Annotated in this window: 18 protein-coding genes; 4 read left to right on the top strand and 14 right to left on the bottom strand. The window is 68.0% G+C overall.

The window, feature by feature from the left end; all coding sequences use genetic code 11:
• Position 1 precedes the first annotated feature (1 nt).
• From E3T61_RS08305 to melA, 6 genes are all read right to left on the bottom strand, one after another.
• The gene (locus E3T61_RS08305) at positions 2-2,500 is read right to left on the bottom strand and encodes a ComEC/Rec2 family competence protein (RefSeq protein WP_134640384.1); all 2,499 of its coding nucleotides are present in this window, start codon (positions 2,498-2,500) and stop codon (positions 2-4) included.
• 293 nt (positions 2,501-2,793) lie between these two features.
• The gene (locus E3T61_RS08300) at positions 2,794-4,035 is read right to left on the bottom strand and encodes a Gfo/Idh/MocA family protein (protein WP_134640383.1); all 1,242 of its coding nucleotides are present in this window, start codon (positions 4,033-4,035) and stop codon (positions 2,794-2,796) included.
• A 59-nt stretch (positions 4,036-4,094) separates the two neighbouring features.
• Positions 4,095-5,477, bottom strand: a complete 1,383-nt coding sequence (locus E3T61_RS08295; protein ID WP_134640382.1) for an ABC transporter substrate-binding protein — start codon at positions 5,475-5,477, stop codon at positions 4,095-4,097.
• An 11-nt stretch (positions 5,478-5,488) separates the two neighbouring features.
• On the bottom strand, positions 5,489-6,406 hold the full coding sequence (locus tag E3T61_RS08290; RefSeq protein ID WP_241992469.1) for a carbohydrate ABC transporter permease: 918 nt from the start codon (positions 6,404-6,406) through the stop codon (positions 5,489-5,491).
• Positions 6,407-6,480: 74 nt separating this feature from the next.
• A complete protein-coding gene (locus E3T61_RS08285) occupies positions 6,481-7,416 on the bottom strand; it encodes a carbohydrate ABC transporter permease (protein ID WP_166793186.1) in 936 nt (311 codons plus the stop codon).
• A 112-nt stretch (positions 7,417-7,528) separates the two neighbouring features.
• Complete coding sequence (gene melA / locus E3T61_RS08280) at positions 7,529-8,938, bottom strand: alpha-galactosidase (RefSeq protein WP_134640381.1); 1,410 nt, start codon at positions 8,936-8,938, stop codon at positions 7,529-7,531.
• A 91-nt stretch (positions 8,939-9,029) separates the two neighbouring features.
• On the opposite strand from melA, the gene E3T61_RS08275 reads away from it, so the two are divergent.
• On the top strand, positions 9,030-9,974 hold the full coding sequence (locus tag E3T61_RS08275) for a helix-turn-helix domain-containing protein (protein ID WP_134640380.1): 945 nt from the start codon (positions 9,030-9,032) through the stop codon (positions 9,972-9,974).
• 16 nt (positions 9,975-9,990) lie between these two features.
• On the opposite strand, the gene E3T61_RS08270 is transcribed toward E3T61_RS08275, so the two are convergent.
• The 4 genes from E3T61_RS08270 to E3T61_RS08255 form a co-directional block, all read right to left on the bottom strand.
• On the bottom strand, positions 9,991-10,803 hold the full coding sequence (locus tag E3T61_RS08270) for a ComEA family DNA-binding protein (protein WP_241992459.1): 813 nt from the start codon (positions 10,801-10,803) through the stop codon (positions 9,991-9,993).
• A gap of 130 nt (positions 10,804-10,933) precedes the next feature.
• Positions 10,934-13,504, bottom strand: a complete 2,571-nt coding sequence (leuS, locus tag E3T61_RS08265; RefSeq protein ID WP_134640465.1) for a leucine--tRNA ligase — start codon at positions 13,502-13,504, stop codon at positions 10,934-10,936.
• A 93-nt stretch (positions 13,505-13,597) separates the two neighbouring features.
• Complete coding sequence (locus E3T61_RS08260) at positions 13,598-15,163, bottom strand: anthranilate synthase component I family protein (protein ID WP_241992458.1); 1,566 nt, start codon at positions 15,161-15,163, stop codon at positions 13,598-13,600.
• Between the two features lie 47 nt (positions 15,164-15,210).
• Entirely contained in the window at positions 15,211-15,582 is a 372-nt protein-coding gene (locus E3T61_RS08255; protein ID WP_134640379.1) for a hypothetical protein, read from the bottom strand.
• A gap of 109 nt (positions 15,583-15,691) precedes the next feature.
• Here E3T61_RS08255 and E3T61_RS08250 point away from each other — a divergent pair, with 109 nt between their 5' ends.
• The gene (locus tag E3T61_RS08250) at positions 15,692-16,345 is read left to right on the top strand and encodes a DedA family protein (RefSeq protein ID WP_134640378.1); all 654 of its coding nucleotides are present in this window, start codon (positions 15,692-15,694) and stop codon (positions 16,343-16,345) included.
• Here E3T61_RS08250 and cydC read toward each other — a convergent pair.
• From cydC to E3T61_RS08230, 4 genes are read right to left on the bottom strand one after another with little or no spacing between them, the layout of a single operon-like run.
• Positions 16,317-18,068 (bottom strand): thiol reductant ABC exporter subunit CydC, encoded by a 1,752-nt coding sequence (gene cydC / locus E3T61_RS08245; RefSeq protein WP_134640377.1) that lies wholly within the window; start codon positions 18,066-18,068, stop codon positions 16,317-16,319. The two genes, E3T61_RS08250 and cydC, sit on opposite strands and share 29 nt — an antisense overlap.
• Entirely contained in the window at positions 18,061-19,716 is a 1,656-nt protein-coding gene (gene cydD, locus E3T61_RS08240) for a thiol reductant ABC exporter subunit CydD (protein WP_134640376.1), read from the bottom strand. The genes cydC and cydD overlap by 8 nt, the downstream gene beginning before the upstream one ends.
• 20 nt (positions 19,717-19,736) lie before the next feature.
• Complete coding sequence (gene cydB, locus E3T61_RS08235) at positions 19,737-20,741, bottom strand: cytochrome d ubiquinol oxidase subunit II (RefSeq protein WP_134640375.1); 1,005 nt, start codon at positions 20,739-20,741, stop codon at positions 19,737-19,739.
• A gap of 9 nt (positions 20,742-20,750) precedes the next feature.
• Entirely contained in the window at positions 20,751-22,160 is a 1,410-nt protein-coding gene (locus E3T61_RS08230) for a cytochrome ubiquinol oxidase subunit I (protein WP_134640374.1), read from the bottom strand.
• Positions 22,161-22,253: 93 nt separating this feature from the next.
• On the opposite strand from E3T61_RS08230, the gene E3T61_RS08225 reads away from it, so the two are divergent.
• Together E3T61_RS08225 and E3T61_RS08220 are read left to right on the top strand one after the other, a co-directional pair.
• Entirely contained in the window at positions 22,254-22,634 is a 381-nt protein-coding gene (locus tag E3T61_RS08225) for a BlaI/MecI/CopY family transcriptional regulator (protein ID WP_134640373.1), read from the top strand.
• Positions 22,635-22,698: 64 nt separating this feature from the next.
• Positions 22,699-23,652: a M56 family metallopeptidase gene (locus tag E3T61_RS08220; protein WP_241992457.1), complete on the top strand. Its 954-nt coding sequence runs from the start codon at positions 22,699-22,701 to the stop codon at positions 23,650-23,652.
• Positions 23,653-23,685 lie beyond the last annotated feature (33 nt).

The following is a 23,685-nucleotide window of genomic DNA, read 5'->3' as shown; positions in this document are numbered from 1 at the left end:
CCTAACCGGCGTCCCCGACGCTGCCGACCCGGGTGTCGCCCACGCGGGTGCTGCCGATGCGTTCGGTCCACACCTGTAACGCCGCGCCGCCTACCGCCCCGACCGATTCGGCCGCGGTATCCGGTCCCTGAGCCACAACGGTCAGCCCGTCCTGGTCGGTGCGCACCACGGCGGTGCCCACCGACGCGAGCACACCCAGCAGTGCCGCGGTCGGATGCCCGTAGCCATTGTCGGCGCCCACGGAGACGAGTCCCACCGAGGCCCGCAGTTGAGCGTAGAGCGCTACACTCTGGTCGCGGGAGCCGTGGTGGGCCACTTTGACCACGTCCACATGCCCGACCGGCCCCGCGGAGAGGAGGGCGTCCTGGGCCTCCTCATTCAGATCGCCGAGGAAGACCGACCTGATCCCGCCCCCGTCGAAGAGGATCGTGACGCTGCCAGGGTTGCCCGTCTGCATGACGGGCGACCCTCGGATGGGCCAGAGGATGCGCCAGGCGAGGCCACCGAGGGTGCCGCTGTCTCCCCGCGCAGCCTGGCGCACCTCCGCCCCGCCCTCGGCCAGCCTGGTGTGCAGACCGGCGTCCTCGGCGTTCTCCGGCGCTCCGACGAGCGCCGTTCCCACCCGGCCGATCACGGCGTTCAGCCCGCCGACGTGGTCCAGGTCGTAGTGCGTAAGCACCAGCAGGTCAATGGTGTCGATCCCCAGGGTGTCCAGGCACTGCGTCAGAAGCGCCGGGTCAGGCCCCACGTCCACCAGCGCCACCCGCTCGCCGTCGCGCACGAGCACGGCATCGCCCTGCCCGATGTCGCAGGCAGCGATCTGCCACTCGGACGGGAAGACCGCCGCCCGACCGAACCCCGTGCCAAGGAAGACGCCGAGCGTGCAGCCCACCGTCACGCACACCAGACCGGCACTCAGGATGCGCAGGACGGCGGGGGTACGGCGCAGCAGGAGTCCCAGCACCGCGGCGGTGCAGGCCACGGTGAGGATCACCCCGGCCGGCCCGCCCAGCCACGGCAGGCTACTTCCGGGCAGGCCGGCCGTCGTGCGAGCGACAGCGGCTATCCAGGTGGCCGGCAGCCAGGCCAGCCAGACCAACGCGGTTGCGACCCACGGAAGAAACGGCACCAGCAGGCATCCGGCCAGACCCACGATGGTGGCCAGGGGCGCGGCGGGGGCCGCGAGCAGGTTCGCCGGCACGCCGTAGGCCGGCAGGGTGGGGCTCAGCAGCACCAGGACCGGCTGACAAGCCAGCTGAGCGGCGATCGGGATCGCCAGGACAACGGCCAGGGGCCTGGGCACCCAGCGTGCCAGGTACCGGCCGAGCGGCCCCGCAAGCACCAACAGGCCGAGCGTCGCCAACACCGACAAAGCGAAACCGTAGCTGCGCGACAGCCAGGGATCCGCCACGAGCAGGCACAGGGCGGCCAGGGCCAGGGCGGGCAGGCCCCGGCCCGGCCTTCCCAGTGATCCGGAGACGAGCACGGCGGTGGCCATCCCCGCTGCGCGCACCACGCTGGGTTCGGGTGTCACCAGAACCACGAAGCCGGCCAGCACGAGCAGGCCGGCGACGATCCGCGCCAGTCGGCCGAGGCCGAGCGCGGCACCGCAGATGAGCGCCAGCGCGAGCACAATCGCGCAGTTCGCGCCGGACACGGCCGTGAGATGGCTGAGCGAGCTGACCTTCATTGCGCTGTCGAGATCGTCACCCACCGCAGAGGTGTCGCCGATGGCCAGCCCCGGCAGCAGCCCGGCACCGTCGCCGGGCAGTCCTCCCGACACCGCGGAGAAGCCCGAACGCAGCTCGTTGGCCCAGGCCAGCCACCAGGGCGCCGGACGCAACACCTCGGCCGCGTCACGCCCGAACAGCAGGGCGGCGGCAGCATCACCGGGGTCGGTGGCCACGAGAGTTCCGGCCAGCCTGATCTCCTCGCCGATCATCGGCTGCGCCCCGGACACCCTGGCGAAAACCACGATGGGAACGGCCACCCCGGTGCGGCCGGGGTCTCCCGGGATCGCCGCCGCGGAGGCCGACCGGCGTTCAACGGTGCCCTCCAGATCGGTCAGGGTGGCACGGAACCGCACCTGCGGCGCGCCCCCGAAGGCCGCCCGCGGACCGGGAACCGGAGACGACGACACCGTGAGCCGGGTCGTGACCTCCTCGTGCGCCGTGATGGCTGCGCGCACGCCGTCCGGAAGCCGGGCCGGTGACTGCACCGACACGACGGCCCCGGCCAGCGCGGCAGCCGCGCAACAGACCGAGAGGGTCCCCAGCAGCCGGCCGGGCCGTGGCCGACCGACGAACCGACCGCGGGTTCTCACCATGGCCGCGCAGAGGAGGGCGGCACTCACGGCGCCTATGACGCCTGCCGCGGTGGCCGCGAGCCGTGGCTGGCCCACCAGCACGCCGGCCGAGACCCAACAGGCCACGGCGGGAAGCACCAGACGCAGATCGAGAGGATGCCCGCCGTGGCGGGACGGTGCCATCGTGCCGCTCATGGCGGGGCGCTCACACCGGAATCACGGCGGTGCGCATCAGCGCCCGGACGTGCGCCCGGACGGGGGCGAGTCGGCTCCGGGGACTGGAAGCGGACTGGAGGAGTGGTGCCAGGCTGTCAAACGGATCGAGGTCCATACCGACAGGGTAGAAACTCACACCGGGCCCACATCCACCGGCCCTCACCCTGGGGAGAGGCCGACACCGGCCCCGCCTGTGGAGAAGGGGCCGGCGTTCGCCGGGGAGTTTCGAAGGCGGTGCCGTCAGACCCCGGTGCCGTCAGACTCCGGTGCCGTCAGACCTCGGATGCCGGGATATCGGCGGACCCCGTGGGGACGCGCACCGGCGCGTCGCCGTAGTCGGTGATCTGCAGCCGGGCCCCGTCGGCGAGGGCCGACTGGTGGGCGATGATGCCCGGCAGGGTGAATCGCGCCGCCGTCCACGCGTTCACCGGAGGGAGGGTCGAGGTGTTCACGGCGGTGACGAAGTCGTCGACAAGGAAGTGGTGGCTGCCCTCGTGGCCGTTGTGCACGCCGTGGAACTCCGCGGGCAGCCGGCCCGTCTCGTGCACCGCGGAATGGCCAGACACGAACGCGTCGCGCAGCGCCGGGTCGACGTTCGCCAGCGACAGGTCGCCGGCATCGGCCGTGGCGGCCGTCGCGAGCAATGCCGAGACGTCGGTGACCCCGCTCTTGTCCTGCCAGACGCTGACGGTGGCCAGCTGTTCGAAGCTCCCCTCTGTGCCGAAGTAGCGGAAGCGGCTCTCGCGGATGTGGGACGGGTAGCCGACCCGGCGCATCTCGTTGATGCGCATGGCACCGCCGCCGGCGAGCTCGAACAGGGCGGTGGCGTTCGAGAAGTCGTTGTCGAACATGCTCACCTCCTTGTCGAAAACTCCATCGCCACGGTCGTCCCGTACCCCGATGCAGCTGACGCTGGTCGCGTGGGTGGGGACAACGCCGAGCACGCCGCCGATGGAGTGGGTGGGATAGAGCATGGGCGGGTAGCTTGCAGTGGCCTTCCAATTTTCTCCCCCGCTGTACTGATACGCGGAGTAGAAGCCGAGGTCCATGTCGTGCACGTAGTCGCCCTCTGCGTAGAAGATGCGCCCGAACTTGCCTGCCGCGACCTGATTGCGCGCATACACCGCGGCCGGATTGTAAAAACTCGTCTCGCCCATCATGTAGATCAACCCGGTGTTGCGCACGGCCTGGATGATCGCGGCGATGTCATCCTCGCTTGTCGCCATCGGCACTGCCGAGTACACGTGCTTTCCCGCGGCCAGCGCCCTGATGGCCAGGGGCCCGTGGGTCCAGCGCTGAGTGAACAGGGCTATCGCGTCAATGGCCGGGTCCGCGAGCATCGCCTCGAAATCCTCGGCGACGCCGTCGAGCCCGAGTTGTTCGTTCACCTGTTCAGCCCGTCCGGGCAGCACGTCGGTGATGGTCACCCGGCTGACGCCGGGGTGCAGCGCGAAGAGGGAAGCGAACTGGCCGGAGAACTGGCCGGCGCCGACGATTCCGAGTGAGAAAGTCATGGGGAACCTTTCGTAGGTCTTGCGTGTGTGTGGTGGTGGCTGCCGTTGTCGGCCGGGTACTACGGATTCGTCGTGAACAGGTCGTTGATCTTCGTGTTCACGGTGGTGAGGCTGGAGACGTCCTGGCTGCCGATGTAGATGCCGTCCATCACGGGCTTCATGATGGAGAGGATCTCCGCGCCGTTGGTGGTCACCGGGAACAGCACCGTGTACTTGTCGGCCACCAGGTCGGTGAACGGTGAAACGTCGAACCCCTTCGCCTCGAATGCGGCCGTTGCCGCAGCAGTTCCGGCGGGGCGGGCGGGGAATACGACGCCCTCCTTGCCGATAACGATCTGGCAGGCGTCGGACCCCAGGTACTGCACCAACTCCGCCGCTTCCTCAGGGTGGTCGGTCTGGGCACTGATGGAGTCGCCGAGCCCGTTGTACATCGACACGGGGTGCCCGATCGGTCCGGACGGGATCTTGGCGATGCCGAGGTCCACCCCTTCCAGCCGGCCGTAGGAGCTGATCGTCCACGACCCGTTCGGTGAGATGGCCGCTGAGCCGGAGCCGAGCTGCTGCACTGGGTCGGGCGCCGTTCCCACGCTTTCGAAGGACGGCATGAATCCCTTGTCGACGAGGCCGAACAGCCACGCGATGGATGCCTGGAAGCGAGGGTCGTCGTAGTTGTAGTGGTCACCCCAGACCGGCGCGTTCGTGAACTCCCAGCCGGTGGCCGCCGCGAGCCACGCCCATTGGGTCTGGCCGTTCGTGTCCCCGGAGCCGCCCGAGGCGAGCCCGTAGGTGGCGACGTTCGCCGGGTCGAAGCCGTCCTCGTCGCCGCGCACGCCGTTCGTGTCGATCGAGAGGCGGGCGATGACCTTCTCGAACGTTCCGCCGTCTTCGGGGTTCCACTGCAGGTTGTCGAGGTCGGCCGCGGTCATGCCGGCCTCCTCCAGCACATCGTTGTTGTAGAACATGGCGATGGTGTCGAAGTCTTTCGGCATCCCGTACTGCTGGCCGTCTTGGCCGACCCAGAGGTCGGCCAACCCGTCCTGGAAGACGCTGCCGTCGAAGTCCTTGGTCGCCTCCAGCGTGTTCAGGGGCAGCAGCACACCCCGGCTGACGAACTCGGGGTACTTGGTGAGGTGGTCGGCGAAGACGTCGGGGCCTGCGCCGGCGACGAGGCCCGCGGTGAGCTTCTGCCAGTAGTCGGCCCAGCCGTACTGGGTGACCCGCACGTTGATGCCGGGGTTCTCCGCCTCGAAGCCGGCGGCGCACTTCTGGTATCCGGGCACCTGCAACGACTCCCAGAGCCAGTAGTCGAGGGTGACCTCGCCGCTGTCTGCGCTGGGTGTGGCGGCGCAGCCGACTAGGCCGACAACGCTGGCCACTGCGGCACAGAGGACCGTGCCCAGCAGCCGACTGCTGCGAGAGCGAAGAGTGGATGGTGTCGTCATGGCGAGGCGCCTCACTTGATTCCGGTGAAACCTATGGAGTTGACGATCCGTTTCGCGAACAGCACGAAGAGGATGATCATGGGGGTGGCGGCCACGAGAGTCGCGGCCATCAGTCCGGCCCAATCGGGGCCGCCCTGAGGGCTCTGCGACTTGAAGGCGCCGAGGGCGACGGTCATCACACGGGAGTCGTCGGTGTAGGACACCATCAGGGGCCAGAAATAGTCGTTCCAGGCCGTTATGTAGGTGAGGATCGAGATGGTGGCGATGGGGGCGGCGGACATAGGCACGATCACGCTGAAGAAAACGCGGATCTTGCTCGCCCCGTCGACCAGGGCGGCTTCCTCGACCTCGATGGGCACGTTGAGGAAGAACTGCCGGAGGAAGAAGATCGCGAACGGCGCCATGAACAGTGACGGCAGCATGATGCCCAGCAGTGTGTCGATCAGTCCCAGCTGTTTGACGAGCAGGAAGTTCGGCAGCAGGGTGAAGATGACGGGCACCATCAGCGACGTGAGGAAGACGGCGAACGCGACGTTGCGGAAGCGCCACGTCAGCCTGGAGAAGGCGTAAGCGGCCAGGGCCGAGAAGAACACCTGGCACACCGTGATGCCGGTGGCGACGACCACGGAGTTCAGCAGGTAGCGCCAGAAGTCGAGCTGGGCGCCGGATCCGCCGTCGGCGATGGCTTCGTCGATGGGCTGGAGGCCGAAAACGCGCAGGAAGCCGCCCCAGCTGAAGTCGACAGGCAACAACGATGTGCCGTTGGCGTAGAGGGCGCTGTTGGTCGAGAGCGCGGTGCGCAGCATCCAGTAGAACGGGAAGATCGTGATCACGAGGATGACGACCATCACGATCCAGGCGACGATGCGGCCGGGGTGGATCTTCTTCCTGCGACGAACCGGCGGCGTAGCGCCGGCACCATTCATCATCGAGGTGGCGCCGTCCTCCCGGGCGGTCTGAATTCGGGTCGGGGCGGTGGAGAGTCGAGTCATGTCGTGTCCCCTTAGTTGAGGTCGGTCTGGCCGGCCCGCGTGATGCGGTACTGGATGAAGGTGACGATCATGAGGATGGCGAGCATCGCAACGCTCAGCGCCGACGCGTAACCGAAGTCGAACTGCGCGAAGGCGTTCTCGTAGATGTAGACCTGAAGGACCCGGGTGGCATTGACGGGCCCGCCGCCCGTGGTCACCGAGACGGTGTCGAAGACCTGGAAGGACCCGATGACCGAGATGATCAATACGAGGCCGAGGATCGGGCGCAGCAGCGGCAGGGTGATGGAGCGGAACATCCGGCCTTCGCCCGCCCCATCGACGCGCGCTGCCTCGTACAGGCCGGCCGGAATCGCCTGCAGGCCCGCGAAGATCAGCAGCGCCGTGTAGCCCATGTGGCGCCACACGTTCACGAGTGCGGCCGTGGGAATCGCCCAGGTTTCTGAGGTGAAGAATCCGACGCGGTCAAGGCCGAGCCAGTGGAGGACCTGGTTGCCGATGCCCAGCTGGAAGTCCAGGATCCAGAAGAAGACAAGGGCTGCGACGACGTTCGAGACGAGGTAGGGGGCGAGGATGAGCGAGCGCACCAGGATCGAGCCGGTGAGCCGCTGCATGAGCACCGCGATCATCAGCGCGACGACGGTTTGGACGCCGATGTTCAGCACGACGAAGTGCAGCGTGACGCCGATGGCGTTCCAGAAGACGGGATCCTGCACCATACGCACATAGTTCTCGCCGCCGACGAACTGGGCCGCGGAGAGCAGATCCCACGAGGTGAAGCTCAGCCAGATCCCGCGCAGCAGCGGCCAGAAGTAGAACGTCACCAGCCCAAGGGTGGCGGGAAGGATGAGCAACACGGCCAACCTCGTGTCGTCTGGACGTTTCTTCCTGGCTATGGTGCGGGGGCTTCCGGTTCCGTGTTGTGCCGGTTGTGCGGTGATGATCGCCACAGTGACTCCTTTGTCTACCGTTGTTCGACTCAAGCATCCGGTGCCTGGGTCTTGGGACTGCTCGGGTGGTGGTGCTACGACGGGTTTGGTCGGTCAGTCCACCGCCGGGAGCTCAGGGAGCACCAGCAGGGACGCCCTCGTTCACGGGCCGAAGCGACTCGGGCAGCAGCGCGGAGTGGGCAACGAGCAACTCGTTCGTCATCGAGCGGATCTCGTCGAGCGTCAGCTTCGCCGCCGTGAGCGGGTCGAGGGCGACCGCGTGGAAGACGTTGTCGCGGTTTCCGGTCAGTGCGGCCTGCACGGCGAGAACCTGCACGCCGATGTTGGTGCGGTTGAGTGCGGCCAGCTGCGGCGGGAGGTCGCCGATTGCGACGGGCTGCACACCGTTCCTGTCGATGAGGCACGGGACTTCGACGGTGGCTTCCGGCGGGAGATTGGCGATGAGCCCGTTGTTGGGCACGTTGCCGTAGACGACGCTCGGCACCCCGGTGACGACGGAGTTGATGATACTGGCGCCGTACTCGACCGAGGGCTCAAGGGAGTTCTTGAGCCGATCCAGCTGGTCGTCGATGTCACCTTGCTCGTTGTGGGCGAGGCAGATTTCGTAATAGTCCCAGCGCTCGGGGATGAACTCCAGGATGGTCTCTGCATCCTTGCGGAAGTACGGAAGGTACTCGGAGGCGTGGTGGCTCGATTCGGTTTGGAAGTAGCCGAACGCGTCCATGATCGCGGTGCGGACCTGTTCGTTCCCACCCTCGTAGTTGCTGGACACCTCCGCGGCCTCGCTGTGGTCCCCGTCGTCCTGGCTGAGGCCTCCCGCCGCCGCCCCGCGCACGTGCCGGGAGGCCATGATCTCCTTGAGGCGAGGGTAGAGGTCTTCGTCACCGCGCGTGAAGCTGAGCAGCCACGCCTGATGATTGATACCGGCGCTGACGTAGGCCACCTCGTCGTAGGGAACATCGAGGGTACGCGCCAGCATCCGGGTGGTTCCCTGCACGCTGTGGCACAGCCCGATCGTCTTGATCCCCTTCGCATTGAGGAACCCTGTGGCCATGGCCATCGGGTTCGCGTAGTTGATGAACTGCGCGTTCGGGCAGAGCTCACGCGCGTCAGCAACGATCGCCTCGTACGCCTGAACGGAGCGAAGGAACCTGAACACGCCGCCGGGGCCCACCGTGTCGCCGACGGTCTGGTCGACGCCGTAGGTGCGGGGAATCTCCACGTCGTGCCGGTAGGAGGCGATGCCCCCCACCTGGAAGGTGATGATGACGAAGTCCGCGTCGCGGAGCGCCTCGCGGAGGTTCGTGGTCTCGATGATCTCAGTGTCGAACGCGTGGTGGGCAACGAGGGCGCGCGCGGCCGTCGCGGTGCGGTGCACACGCTCGGCGTCGAGATCCATCAGGTGAAGCGTGCTGGATCGTAGGGCGGGGAAGCTGACGAGGTCACCGATCAGGCGAAACGGGAAAACGAAGCCACCGGCGCCGATGATCGTGATTTTGGGGGGTCGGGGTGAGGTATCCATTGCCTCAGGCTAAAGCTGAGGATTCCACCCTCACCTCCGCTTAGAGCGACACATCCTCCAGCATCCTCAGATGCACGGTTAGGCTCGGGGAATGTCCGCTGATGTGCATACCGCTCCCCCGTCGTCGTCTCCCCGGCCCCGCCGGATCGCCGCGCGCGCTCCGTCCGGCACCCGCGCCGCAATCCAGGTCACCGACGAATCTGTCGAAACGCAGGATGCCGCGCTCTGGGTTTACCGCGGCGTGGCCGCCCCGATGACCCGGCCACACCGCCACGACGACCTGGAACTGAACTTCGTGCTGCGAGGGCGGCTCGACTACCTGTTCGGCGGCACCCGGCTGAGTGTCGAAGCCGGCGAAGTCGCGATGTTCTGGGGTGCCACGGCACACCTTCTCGTCGAGCCCGAGGGCGGACACCGAAGCGACAGCTGCTGGGTGCACATTCCCCTGACCACAGTATTCGGCTGGCGCCTGCCCGCCGGGGACCTCAACGATCTGCTCTCCAACCGCCCGATCATCGTGCCGGTGCGGGCGGCGGCACGCGACATCGAAGAGATGTTCGCCTCGTGGGCGGACGACGCCGGGCGGGAATCCACAGAGACGGTCACCCTGTTGGAGGCCCATGCCCTCGTGCGGCGGCTGATGACGTCGCACCGCGCGGCGCCGACCGTGGCAAACGAGCGGCTCCCGCCCAGCGCCGCGGTCTGCGCCCCCCACTCTATGGACAGGGTGATGCAGATGGCTCGGTACATCGCCGCGCATTTCCGCGACCCCGTCGGGCCGGCCGACGTCACCGACGCCGCACACCTGAATTCGAATTACGCGATGTCGCTGTTCCGCAACACGATCGGCACGACCGTCGGCGACTACCTCACCCGCTGCCGCGTCGCCGAGGCCCGACGACTACTGATCACCACCACGATGGGTGCCAGCGGGATCGCCCACGCGTCGGGATTCGGCTCACAGAGCAGCTTCTACGCGCACTTCTCCCGGATGTGCGGGGTATCCCCCGCGGAATACCGGTCGCTACACCGCTGACACCGCGCATTCACGCTCACACCGTGATCAAGTCCTGGAGCGCGGCAAAGGTCTTGTCGCCGATTCCCGTCACATTGCGGAGGTCCTCGATGCTTGTGAACCGACCCTGCGCGTCGCGGTAATCCACGATGCGCTGCGCCATGGTCGCTCCGATGCGCGGCAGCGTGTCAAGGTCGGCGATCGTGGCCGTGTTGAGGTTGATCCTGGCGGCGGCACCTTCCGCGCCGCCGCCGCTGGCGCCCGCGCCTGCGCCCGCCGCGGCCGGTCCCGCCACGACCTCCCCCAACTCCGGTACGTAGATCTGCTCGCCGTCGGAGACGAGCCGGGCCAGGTTGACCCCGGCCTGGTCGGCCGTCGCGAGCAGGCCCCCTGCGGCCGCGACCACGTCGACCACTCGGGCGCCCTGGCGCACCTCGAACAGGCCGGGATGCGCCACCGCACCGAGCACGTGCACGAAGACCGCCGAAGTTCCCGTCCCGCCGGCCCCCGCAGCGTCGACCTCAGCGGCGCCCGCTGCTTCTCCAGACGCCCCCGCCGTGTCCGGCGACGGTGCGGACGTGCCGGTGTCAGTTGAGCCTGTGTCGGATGAGCCTGTGTCGGTTAAGGCTGTGTCGGTTGAGCCTGAGTTCGCGGCGACCTCCACGTTGTGACCCACTTGGCCCACGGCGGTCACGGTGACAGCGATGCCCAGGGCGACGAGGAGGAGCACGAGGGCGGCGCCAACGCCGATGCGCATTCGGGCGCGGCCAGGCTCGCGGATGCGGGCGCGCCAGCCTAGGGGCCCGGGTCGCGACGCGGGCGGCAGGCTGTCGAAAGGGTCGAGGTCCATACCGGCAGGTTATGAGTCGGGACGCGAGCCCGGGACCTCCGGGGCTGAGCCTGGGGAGAACGCCACGCCGACCCTGCCTGTGGAGGCGGGGTCGGCGTGGGGCGCTGCTGCCGGTGACGGCCGAGTGCCGCTACGGCTTGGTGACGATGCTCACCATGCGCGGTGCCCGCACGATCACCTTGACGATCTCGCGATCGCCGATGGAACGGATCACCGCGGCCGAGGCCCGGGCCACAGCCTCGAGGTCTGCGGTGGAGATCTTCGGGGAGATCTCCAGACGGTCGCGCACCTTGCCGTCGACCTGCACCACGGCGGTGACGGATTCGGCCACGAGCAGACTGCGATCGGCCTTGCGCCACTGAGCGAGCGCGACACAGGGCTCGTAGCCCAGGCGTTCCCACATGTCCTCTGCGGTGTACGGGGCGAACAGGTTCAGAGCCATGGCGGTCACCTCTGCCGCCTCACGCACGGCGGCATCGCCGGCGCCCGCGCCGGTGTCGATGACCTTTCGGGTGGCGTTTACCAGTTCCATCATGCGCGCCACGACAACGTTGAACTTGAACGCCTCGATGAGCGATGGGGCGTCGGCGAGGAATCGGTGGGTGACCCGGCGCAGCGCCACGTCGCCGGTCTTCCATTCCACGTCCGGGGCGCTGGTGACGTCCCTGGCGACCCGCCAGGCGCGGGCCAGGAACTTCGCCGAGCCGACCGGGGACACATCGGCCCAGTCGATGTCGTCCTCGGGCGGGCCGGCGAACGCCATGGTCAGGCGCACGGCGTCGACGCCGAACTTGTCGACCTCCTCGGTGAAGTAGACCAGGTTGCCCTTGCTCTTGCTCATCTTGGCGCCGTCCAGGATGACCATGCCCTGGTTGAGCAGTGCCGTGAACGGTTCGGTGAAGGTGACGTAGCCCAGGTCGAAGAGCACCTTGGTGATGAAGCGGGCGTAGAGCAGGTGCAGGATGGCGTGCTCGACACCGCCGACGTACTGGTCGACGGGAGCCCACTTGTCGGCTTCCTTAGGGTCGAAGGCCTTGGTGTCGTCCGTCGGGTTGAGGAAGCGCAGGAAGTACCAGGAGCTGTCCACGAAGGTGTCCATGGTGTCGGCGTCACGCTTGGCCGGCGTGCCGTCGATCGGGTTGACCACGTTCACCCAGTCGGTTGCCCCGCCGAGCGGCGAGGTTCCCTTGGGCTTGAGGTCCAGGCCGTCGGTCGGCGGCAGAAGCACCGGCAGCTGGTCCTCGGGCACCGGGATCTCGGTGCCGTCTGCGCCGTGGATGATCGGGATCGGGGTGCCCCAGTAGCGCTGGCGGGAGATCAGCCAGTCGCGCAGCCGGTAGTTCTTGGCCGCGCGCCCGGTGCCGTCGGCGGCGAGCTGGTCGATCATCCGCTTGATGGCGTGAGCCTTGGTGAGGCCGTTCAGCGTGCCGGAGTTGACCAGGCGGCCCGCGCCGGTGAGGGCGACGCCGCTCTGGGCGGGGTCGAGCGCGTCGGAGTCGAGGGACGGCAGCTCTTCGGAGCCGTCCAGCATGCCGGGGGTGATCACCGGGATGACCCCGGTGACCGGTGCTGTGGTGTCGACGACGACGCGCACGGGCAGGTCGAAGCGCAGGGCGAAGTCCAGGTCGCGCTGATCGTGGGCCGGCACGGCCATCACGGCGCCGTGGCCGTAGTCGGCCAGCACGTAGTCCGCGGCCCAGATCGGCAGGCGTTCGCCGTTGGCCGGGTTGATGGCGTAGCGCTCGAGGAAGACGCCGGTCTTCTCCCGGTCGGTGGCCTGGCGTTCGATCTCGGTGCTGTTCTGCACCTGAACCAGGTACGAGGCGAAGCGCTCGCGCACCTCGTCAGATGCGTCGGCGACGAGCTCGGCGGCCAGGTCGGCATCCGGGGCGACAACCATGAAGGTGGCGCCGAAGAGGGTGTCCGGGCGGGTCGTGAAGACGCTGACCCGCTCCTCGCGGCCCTCGATGGCGAAGTCGACGTCGGCGCCGATGGACCGGCCGATCCAGTTGCGCTGCATGTTGAGTACCTTGGCCGGCCAGGTGCCCTCGAGTTGGTTGAGGTCGTCGAGCAGCCGGTCGGCGTAGTCGGTGATCTTGAAGTACCACTGGGTGAGCTTCTTCTTCACCACGACGGCGCCGCTGCGTTCGCTGGTGCCGTCGGCGAGGACCTGCTCGTTCGCGAGCACGGTCTGGTCCACCGGGTCCCAGTTGACCCAGCTGTCCTTGCGGTAGGCCAGGCCCTTCTTGTAGAGCTGCAGGAACAGCCACTGGTTCCACTTGTAGTACTCGGGGTCGCTGGTGTGCAGTTCGCGGGACCAGTCGAAGGAGGCCGCGTAGAGCTTCATGCTCTTCTTCTGCTGCGCGATGTTGTCGTAGGTCCAGCCGCGCGGGTCGATGCCGCGTTTGATGGCGGCGTTCTCGGCGGGCAGGCCGAAGGAGTCCCAGCCGATCGGGTGCAGAACGTTGAAACCCTGCTGGCGCCAGTAGCGGGCCACGATGTCGCCGAGCGCGTACACCTCGGCGTGGCCCATGTGCAGGTCACCGGACGGATACGGGAACATGTCCAGCACGTACTTCCGCGGACGTTTGTCATCGGGGTCGCTCGTGCGGAACGGCTCGAGCTCGTCCCAGATCGGCGCCCACTTCGCCTGGATGGCGGCGAAGTCGTAGCCGTCTTCGTCCTCGGGGCCGTTGGACATGGTGTCGTGCTCGTGTGCCACGTGACTCTCATTCATTGTGGTGAGGTGGCGTTAACGCGCAACGAAGTGATCCCGCTGGCGACGCCCAAGCTCCTAGGTTACTAAACCTCGGCCGCCTGCCGGGGCCGGTACCCCGGTGGAGGCCAGAATGGCGCTGATCAGGGCCCTGGCCTTGATCCGGGTCTCGTCGATTTCCTCGGCGGGCACCGAGAGGGCGGTGATGCCTCCGCCGGTGCCGATCGAGGCGCCCGCCGGTCCAAGCACGATGCTGCGGATGACCATGGCCAGGTCGACGGCGCCGTCGCTGCCGAGGTAGCCGAAGGCTCCCGCGTAGATGCCGCGGTCGCCGCCTTCGAGTTCGGCCAGGATCGCCATGGCGCTGGCCTTCGGCGCGCCGGTCATCGACCCGGCCGGGAAGGCGGCCTCGATGGCATCGATACCGGTCAGGCCCGGCGCGAGACGTGCCTCGACCGTGCTGACCAACTGGTGCACATGGGGGTAGCTCTCGACCTGCAGCAGGGACGTCACGGTGACGGAGCCGAGGGCTGCGACCCGGCCCAGGTCGTTACGCATCAGGTCGACGATCATCAGGTTCTCCGCGCGCTCCTTGTCGCTGGCGAGCAGTTCCACGGCGAGCATCCGGTCGGTCGCCTGGTCGGCCGACCTGGGCCTGGTGCCCTTGATAGGACGGGTGCGCAACCGCCCCCGTGGGCTCACGGAGAGGAATTCCTCCGGCGAGGCGCTCAGCAGCGCGTGTGCGCCGAACCTGAGCAGGCCGCCGTGGTGGCTCGGGCTGCCCTCGCGCAGCTTCCGGTACACCGTGAGGGGGTCGAAGCTGCCGGCGACGGTGACCTCGTTGGTGAGGCACAGCTGGTAGGCGTCACCGGCGGCGATGCGGCGCTGGCACGCGGCGATGAGTCGGGCGTACTGCGTCGCGTCGTGCCGCCAGCGCACCTCAAGCGGCACGGCGGATGCCTGTGGCCGGGCCGGCGGGGCGGCTGCGGTGTGCTCGGCAAGCCGTCGGGCGTCGAGCCGTTCCGCGGTGTCGAGCAGCCAGTCGTCGACGTCGTTCCCCCGTTCCCCCGCCGCGGCGCGGGCGAGCAGAGTGACGGTGCGGGCGGCATGGTCGAAGGCGATGGCGCGGTCCACGAGAAGCAGCGCCGCGTCAGGAGCAGCAGCACCGTCCGGAGCAGCACCGTCCGGACGGCTGTCGGACGGCTCCCCCACCCTGGCCATGCCGTATCCGAACCAGCCCACCCAGCCGAGCCTGAAGCCGATCTCATCACCGATCTCGGCTTCGGAGTCGTCCCCGGCGCCGATCCCGGCCACTGTGCTGCTGCCCGATTCCGATCGGAGAAAGTCGAAGATGGTGCCCGCCACCGTGACGGGCGCAGCGGAGGGGTCCATTGGCCGTGAGCAGGTCACGGCGTTGGTGCGGGCCGATGCTGTGACCACGCGCGAGCCGTGGTGCGCGGCAGCGAGGTAGCTGATCCCGGTGTGCGCGCCGGCGCCGGCGTCGAGCCAGACGGCGTACGGTGACTCCGCGTGCAACAGGTCGAAGACATCGGCCGGGTCGAGCCACTGCGGCAACCGAACCGAGCGCGGCGCCGTTTCGCATACCGGGAGGCCCCGGTCGGGGAGGCTGGGGTTCGGTGGCACCTCACCAGCCTAGGGCTAGGCAGGCTCCTGCCCGCGGGATGGGCGGGTCAGCCGATCTGCCACGGGAAGGGGCCGTGGGTGACAACGGCCACGAGGAGGCCCCAGCAGCTGCCGATCGGGAGGGCGAGCACGATCCTGACGGTGCGTGGCTTCAGCCAGGGAATGAGGGCCAAGGGCACGGCCATGGCGAGGCCGGCGAAGATGCAGGCGCGGATCGCCCAGACCGCATCCGTGGTGTCGACTCCCCAGCCGCCGCCGCTGCATCCACTGATCCCGCACCACGATATTCCAGCGAGGACGGCTGCCGGGATGCACACGAGGATGGCCACGGGAACGGCCCACAGGAGGTGCAGTGCCTGGCGCCGTTGGAACCCGTTGGTCACGTACCGGGACCGGGCGGAATTTCCGGAATTGGCCACCCTTGAGTGTGGCGTTGCGTAGCCGGTGGCCACCAGTGCCCCGAACACGGGCCGGCACCGCCGACCCAGCGCACAACACGAGGTCGCAGACACGCTCTAGGCTGGCGAGGTGAACGACGTACTCAACTGGATCCTGGACGCCGTGAGCGCCGTCGACCCCGTGGTGCGCACCCTGCTGGCCGGACTGGGCATACTCCTGGAGACGTCCGTGCTGATCGGGCTGGTCGTCCCCGGCGACACCATCGTGATCGTCGCCAGCACCGCGGTGGAGGGCCCCGTCGAATACGTCGCCCTCGTGCTGGCGGTCATCCTGGGCGCCCTGGTCGGTGAGAGCATCGGCTTCTACCTGGGCCACCGGTTCGGCCCGTGGATCCGCCGAAGCTGGTTGGGCCGGCGGATCGGTGAGAAGAACTGGGCGGCCGCGGAGCGCTATCTCGCCAGGCGCGGCGGCATCGCCGTCTTCCTGTCGCGGTTCCTGCCGGTGTTGCACTCGGTCATCCCGCTCACCGTCGGCATGAGCACCATGCGCTACCGCACCTTCCTGACCTGGACGGTGCCCGCTTGCGTGCTGTGGACCCTGGCCTACGTGAGTGTCGGCGCCGCCGCGGCCGAGGGGTATCGCAGCATTTCAGACCGGCTGCACTTCGCCGGCTATCTCTTCGTCGGCGCGATCGCAGCGTTCGGCGTGCTCGTGGTCCTGGTCAAGCGGTGGCTCAAGCGTCGCGAGGCCAGGTTCATGGAACGAGAGCTTCCCCCGGAGTAGGGTCGCGCTGCAGCCCCGACCCGGCGGTGAGGGTGTAGGTGCTGGTGATCAGCCCGGCCGGAACCGGGGTGTGCGAGATGAGAAGCACGGCACGTCCCGCATCGGCCGAGGCCGACAGGATGTCGCGCACGAGCGTGTCGCCGAGACCGGTATCCACGTTGGCCGTCGGTTCATCGACGATGAGAACCGGGAAGTCGGCGAGCAGCGCCCTGGCCAGGGCTATCCGCTGGGCCTGACCGCCGGAGACGAGCGCCCCACGTTCGCCGACCCGGGCATCCAGGCCGCCGCGCTGGATGACCCAGTCCGCCAGCCCGACGCGTGCGAGCACATCGAGCAGGTCATTGTCCGTGGCGGTGTCGCGCGCGAAGAGCAGGTTCTGCCGCACGGTGTCGTCGAACAGCCAGGGCCGCTGCTCACACAGGCCCACGACCCGCCGGAGGTCGGACGGCGCCAGGTCTCTGGCTTCCACACCGTTGACGCGGTATGACCCCGTGTAGTCGAGGAAGCGCACCAGGGTCTGCGCGAGGGTGGTCTTGCCGGCGCCGCTGGCCCCGGCCAGGTGCACGCGGTCCCCCGCGTCCAGCCGCAGGGTCACCCCGGCCAGCGCGGGCCGATCCGCTCCCGGCCAGCTGGCGCCCAGCCCGGTCAATTCGATGAGCGCTCTGCCGGGCTGGGGAACAGCCGGCCGCGAATCCTCGCGCGGCACGGCATCCGCCGCCGGGATCTCCGCGGGAATCTGCTCGGGCACTGCTGTCGCGACCCGTTCGGCGCTGGATCGGGCCTGGCGCCAGGCGCTGATGGCCGGTGGGATCATCGCGAAGACTTCGAACACGGCCATCGGAATCAGCACGACGACGGCAAGAGCAGGGCCGGAGAAGCCGCCGGTGCCCAGGGCCGGGATTGCCGCGATGAGCGCGAGGACGGTCGCGGCGCCGGCGCACAGTGAGATCACGGCGGCCTGCACTCCGGCTCCCGTGGAGCTGCGGAGCGAAGCCCTGCGGAGTCTGTCCTCCACCACGGCGAGGGCGTTCAGCCTCGCCTCGAGGGCGCCGAAGGCCGTGAGCACGTCGAGGTTTTCGACCACCTCCAGCACCTCGTCGGCGAGGGCACCCCGAAGCGGCGCCAGGGCGCGCTCGGAGCGGGCAGACAGCGCGGCCGTTGCGAGGGTGCCGACGACACCGGCGACAATCAGGCAGAGCGCCAGGGTCAGCCCCGCTGCCGGTAGAACCCACCAGACCCCGATCACGCTGAGCACGGCCACCAGGCCGGAGGTTGCCAGGGGCTGGACGACACGCAGCGGAAGGTCCTGCAGATCGTCGACATCCCGCACCAGTCGGGTGAGCAGGTCTCCCCTGCGGGTGCCGGAGAGCCCGGCGGGGGCCAGGGGCAGCAGGCGGGCGAAGATGCCCAGCCGGAGGGCGCCGAGTTGGCGGAATGCCGCATCGTGGCTGAGCAGTCGCTCCAGGTAGCGGAACGCCGCACGGGAGAGGGCGAAGGCGCGCACGCCGACGACGGCCAAGCCGAGGAACAGGATCGGCGGCATCTCTGCGGCCCGGGTGATCAACCAGGCCGAGCAGGCGAGAAGGGCCACGGCGCTGGCGGCGCTGGCCACTCCTGCAGCGAGGCCGGGAAGGCTGCGGCGCGCGGGCGGTTGGGCGAGCCTGAGTACCGAGCGGGTGGCCGTCGACACACCGAGTGTGAAGAGAGGACGGCGATCAGACATGGGCGACCTCGTTCAGGTGGACGACGTAGTCGGCGGCGGCGACGAAGGCCGGTCGATGACTGACGACGATGACAACGCGGCCCTGGCCGGCCAGCGTGCGGAGACCGTCGATGAGTGCGTTCTCCGCATCGGTGTCGAGGGCTGAACTCGGCTCGTCGAGCACGAGGACCGGACAGTCCGTGGCGACGCAGCGGTAGATCGCCCTGGCCGCGGCGACCCTCTGGGATTGACCGCCGGACAGTCCGGCCCCGTTCACGCCCAGGCGGAGCGCGGGATCCAGGTCGCCGGCACCTGCCCAGGCGAGTGAGGTTCTGACCAGGGCGTCGTCTGTGACACGCGCGCCCAGGGCGACGTTGCTCGAGACAGTGCCTGAGAACAGGCCGGGGCGTTGTCCGGCCCAGGCCAGCCAATCCCGGTCGTCGTCCTCAGTCACGGGCATGGTTCCGAGCAGAACCCTGCCGTCGTAGGGGACGAAACCCTGGATGGCGCCGATCAGGGTGGATTTTCCCGCTCCGCTGGGTCCGCGCAGCACGCTGAGCTGGCCGGCGGCGAAATCGGCACTGAGGCGGTCGATGATTGCGGCGTCGCCGCGCCTGACGCTAACCGCCTGGAGACTGAGTGTGGTCGGGGGCCCGGTGGGAGCCGCGGCGTCGCTCCGGTCACCGCGACCGACCGACAGGTGCTGGTCTGGCTGTTCGTCATCGTCGAGAATGGCGAACACCTCCTCGGCCGCGGCGAGGCCATCGGCCGCGGCGTGGAATTGAGCGCCGACCTGGCGTATCGGCAGGAACGCCTCCGGTGCCAGGAGCAGCACGAACAGTCCGACGCCGAGCAGCAGCGAGCCGTCGACGAGGCGCAGGCCGATGGACACGGCGATCAGGGCGACCGAGAGGCTACCGGCGAGTTCCAGAGCGAACCCGCTGAGGAACGATACCCGCAACACCTTCATGGTGCGGCCCCGGTACTCGTCGGTGAGGCTGGCCAGGCGCGCCGTCTGGCGGCGGTCCCTGCCGAAGATCTTGAGGGTGGCCAGGCCGCCGACAACGTCGAGGAAACCGGCCGACAGACGCTGCAGGGCATCCCACTGCTGTCGTTGCACGACCTGGGTGGCCTGCCCGATCAGGATCATGAACACGGGGATGAGCGGCAGCACGATAATCACGGTGATGCCGCTGGCGGGGTCCTGCCAGAGCATCACCAGAACCAGGATCGGGGTGGCGATCGCCGTCAGCAGCAGCTGCGGCAGGTACCTCGCGAAGTAGTTGTCGAGCGCGTCCAGACCGCTCGTGACCACGGTCGCCACCCGGGCGGACTGCTGACCGGCCAGCCAGTCGGGGCCACGCTCGGCCAGCCGGGCAAGCACCGCTGTGCGGAGCTGGCTCTTCACGGCTGCTGCCCCGCGATTGGCGGCGACTTCCAGCAACCAGACCAGGACGGCACGCAGGATCACCACCGCGGCCAGTGCGGCCACGGTGGTGGCGAGCGATTCCAGGGAGGAGCCCCCGACCGCCAGGGTGATGCTCTGGCTGAGGAACCAGGCGAAGGCCACGACGGTGAGGGTCTGGGCAAGGCCCAGAACCGCACCGACGAGAAGGAACCACCGCGCTGCGGAGGCGTGGGTGAGAAGTCGCGGATCGAGGGGACGCATCCGTTTTAGTGTACGGCGGCCTAGTGTGCTGCGGCTTCGATGTGGGACCGGCTGATTCGCTTGCGGAACACCCAGTACGTCCACCCCTGGTAGCCGATGATCACTGGAGCCGCGATCAGGGCGGTCCAACTCATCACCTGCAGCGTGTATGGCGTCGACGAGGCGTTCTCGATGGTGAGGCTGTTGGCCACATCGTTGCTTGCCGGCATCACGTCGGGGAACAGCGAGGCGAACAGGGTGAGCACGGCGAATCCGATGGTCACAGCCATCAGGCCGAATGCCGTGCGCTCGTTTCCGCGCAGGTTCGCCAGGTAGCCGGCGATCAGGGTCACGGCCGCGACCGCGGCGAGGATGCCGGAGGCGAGAGTGCCGTAGGCCAGCGTCGTCCAGACCAGGAACGAGGCCGCGACGACGATGGTCACCAGTCCCGACTTGATGGCGAGCGAGCGGGCACGCACCCGGATGTCTCCCTCGGTCTTGGTGGAGACGAAGATCACACCGTGGGTGAAGAAGAGCAGCATCGTGGTGAGTCCGGCCAGCAATGCGTAGGGGTTCAGCAGGTCGAAGAAGCTGCCGATGTAGTTGAAATCAGCGTCCAGCGGCACACCGCGCACGACGTTGCCGAACGCGACGCCCCAGAGCAGGGCCGGAACGGCGGACCCGACGACGATCATGGCGTCGAACGACTTCTTCCACTTCAGCTCCGGCCGCTGGTGCCGGTACTCGAATGAGACACCGCGGGCGATCAAGGCCAGCAGAATCAGCAACAGCGCCAGGTAGAACCCGCTGAACATGGTTGCGTACCACTCCGGGAACGCTGCGAACAGCGACGCTCCCGCGACGATGACCCAGGTCTCATTGAGGTCCCAGACGGGGCCGATGGTGTTGATGAGGACGCGCCGGTCGGTGTCGTCCTTACCGAGGAACGGGAGGGACATGCCCACACCGAAGTCGAATCCGTCCAGGACGAAGTAGCCGATGAACATCGCGGCGATGATCCAGAACCACAGGATATTGAGTTCCATCGTGAGCTCCTAGTAGACCGTGGTCGTTTGCTTGATTTCGCCGGACACCGGGTCGGGTACCGGAGCGTCGTCCGGTCCCTTCTGGACAGCCTTGAGGATCAGGCGGAACTCCACCACGGCGAGAGCGCCGTAGAGCAGGGTGAACGCGATGAGGGAAATGAGGATCTCGAGCCCGCTGACGTTCGGCGAGACACCGTCTGCGGTTTTGAGCAGCCCGAAGACCAGCCACGGTTGCCGGCCCATCTCGGTGAAGACCCAGCCGACGCTCATGGCCAGCAGCGACATCGGGAACGACCAGATGGCGATCTTCCACATCCAGGTCCGGGGGCTCTTGCCCTTGCGGGTGAACCAGAGGCCGGCGACGGCGACCATGATGTGCGCGAGGCCGAGTCCGATCATCCAGCGGAAGGACCAGTAGGTCACCCAGATGATCGGTGCGTAGTCGCCGGGCCCGTACAGCTGCACGTACTGCTCCTGCAGGTTGTTGATGCCCTCCACGGTGCCGTCGAAGGTGTGCGTGGACAGGAACGACAGCAGGTACGGGATGCGAATGGAGAACAGTTCGCTGACGCCGTCCGGGGTGCCGAGGGTGAAGACCGAGAACGACGCATTGGCGCCGGTGGCCGTGTGGTACATGGCCTCGGCCGCAGCCATCTTCATCGGCTGGGCCTGAACCATCGCCAGGCTCAGCTGGTCGCCCATCAGGGTGGTGAGCGCGCCGGCGATGACCATCATCCACAGCCCGAACTTGAGCGCAGGACGCATGGTCTCCAGGTGCTGGTTGCGCGAGAGATGCCAGGCCGCCACCGAGATGATCAGGCCGGCGGAGACCATGAAGCAGGCGAAGATCGTGTGCGGGAAGGCCGCGAGGGCGATCGGGTTGGTGAGCAACTCGCCGATGCTGGTCAGTTCCGCCCGACCCTTGACCTCGTTGATCTGGTAGGCGACGGGGTTCTGCATGAATGCGTTCGCGGCGATGATGAAGTACGCCGACGCGATGCTGCCCACGGTGGTGAGCCAGATGGTGGCCAGGTGCAGCCCCTTGGGCAGTTTGTCCCAGCCGAAGATCCACAGACCGATGAAGGTGGCCTCAAGGAAGAACGCCGTGATGCCCTCGAAGGCCAGCGGGGCGCCGAAGACGTCGCCGACGAACCTGGAGTAGTCCGACCAGTTCATACCGAACTGGAATTCCTGCACGATGCCGGTCACAACGCCCATGGCGAAGTTGATCAGGAAGATCTTGCCGAAGAAATGGGTGAGTTGGAGGTACTTGGCCTTGTTGGTGCGGTACCAGGCGGTCTGGAAGATCGCCACGGTCGTGACCAGGCCGATGGTGAGTGGCACGAACAGGAAGTGGTAGATCGTCGTGAGACCGAACTGCCACCTCGACAGGAGTAACGGATCAAGCCACTCGTTCATTTGTCCTCCGGGACGTGAGTTTTCTACGTGTCGTAGAAGACTACTATTCTACGGCCAGTAGAAATCAATTTTCTCGTTGATAAACTAGTCGGCATGGGAAGTCTGGGTGTGCTCGAGAGAATGTTGATGGACCTGCTGTGGTCGGCCGACACTCCACTGACCGCCAACGAGTTGCGTGACGCCCTGCTGAACCCTGAGGCCACCGGGGCGAAGCCGCTCGCGACGACGACGGTGCTCACGGTGTTGTCCCGCCTGGAGAACAAGGGTTTCGTCACCCGCGACCGCGACAGCCGTCCGCACGGATACATGGCCGTGAGCTCACGAGCGCAGCACACTGCCGAACTCATGCATGAGGTCCTGGGCACCACCACCGATCGCACCGCCACTCTGGCCCGCTTCATCGGCAACGTCAGCCCGCAGGAGGCCCAGACCCTGCGCGCCCTGCTCGAGAGCGTCGGACCGTCGTCGGAGTGACGCGACCACGCACAGGAGCTCCCAGAGCCCTGCCCCCCGCGCACGCCCTGGACCGGTAGGTCAGGTGCTCACCACCGCACTGGCCCTGATGGTGCTGGCCGTCGTCCTGGCCTGGCCCGTCCCGATCCTCCTCGCCGGGGCTGCCTGGCCCCCGCGTGCGCCGGGCCTTGCCCTAGCCCTGTGGCAATCGATCGCCCTGGCCGGCGGTGTCTCGATGATCGGCTCGTTGCTGGTCTTCGGCCTGATCCCGTTCGGGGCGACCCCCGTGTCCGCCCTCGGCGCCGTCGCCGGGCACGTCATGGCGGGCACCCTGCCCGCCGGGGCCACATTGGCGGGCGTTATGGCGCTCTGCCTGGCGTTGATCCTGGCCACGCATCTTCTCCTCAACCTCAGTGCCACGTTCATCCGCGCCGAGCGGGAGCGCCGCCGCCATCACACTCTGATCGGCCTGCTCAGCGACCCCTTGCCCTTTGATACCGAGGGCACCAGAGTCATCGACCATGCCGCGCCGATCGCCTACTGTCTGCCGGGGGGCACCCGGTCGGCCACGGTGTTGTCCAGGGGCCTGCTTCGGCTGCTGGATGCGGACCAGCTTCGTGGCGTCGTGGCACACGAGCGGGCGCACCTGCGCCAGCAGCATCACGTGGTGTTACTGGCGTTCAAGTCCTGGCACAGCGCTTTGCCCTGGTTCCCCATCGCCAACCGTGCAGAGAACGCGGTGGCTCTCCTGGTGGAGATGATGGCCGACGATCAGGCCAGGCTGGCGGTCGATGACCGCACATTGGCTCGGGCGATCGCGCTCGTGGGCACTGCCCACCTGGCGGACGCATCCGGGACGCCGTCGCCGCTGGCCGCCGCGGGCGGCTTCGATGACGCCTCCTCGGCCGACCTGGTCGGAGCGCGCGTGAACCGCCTGCTCAGCGACGTCCCCGGGCTGAGCCCGGCAGCGCGCACCCTGGTGCTCTTCGCCACCGTCGTCCTGGTCGGCCTACCCCTCGTGCTGCTGCTGACGACCTGACCCGTACCGGGTTGTCCCCCGGAACGCCGCGAG

Origin of the sequence: Cryobacterium lactosi, from assembly GCF_004403945.1 — a bacterium.
Classification (GTDB): domain Bacteria; phylum Actinomycetota; class Actinomycetes; order Actinomycetales; family Microbacteriaceae; genus Cryobacterium; species Cryobacterium lactosi.
The sequence above is the reverse complement of the archived record's forward strand: the minus strand, read 5'-3'. Positions and strand labels throughout refer to the sequence as shown.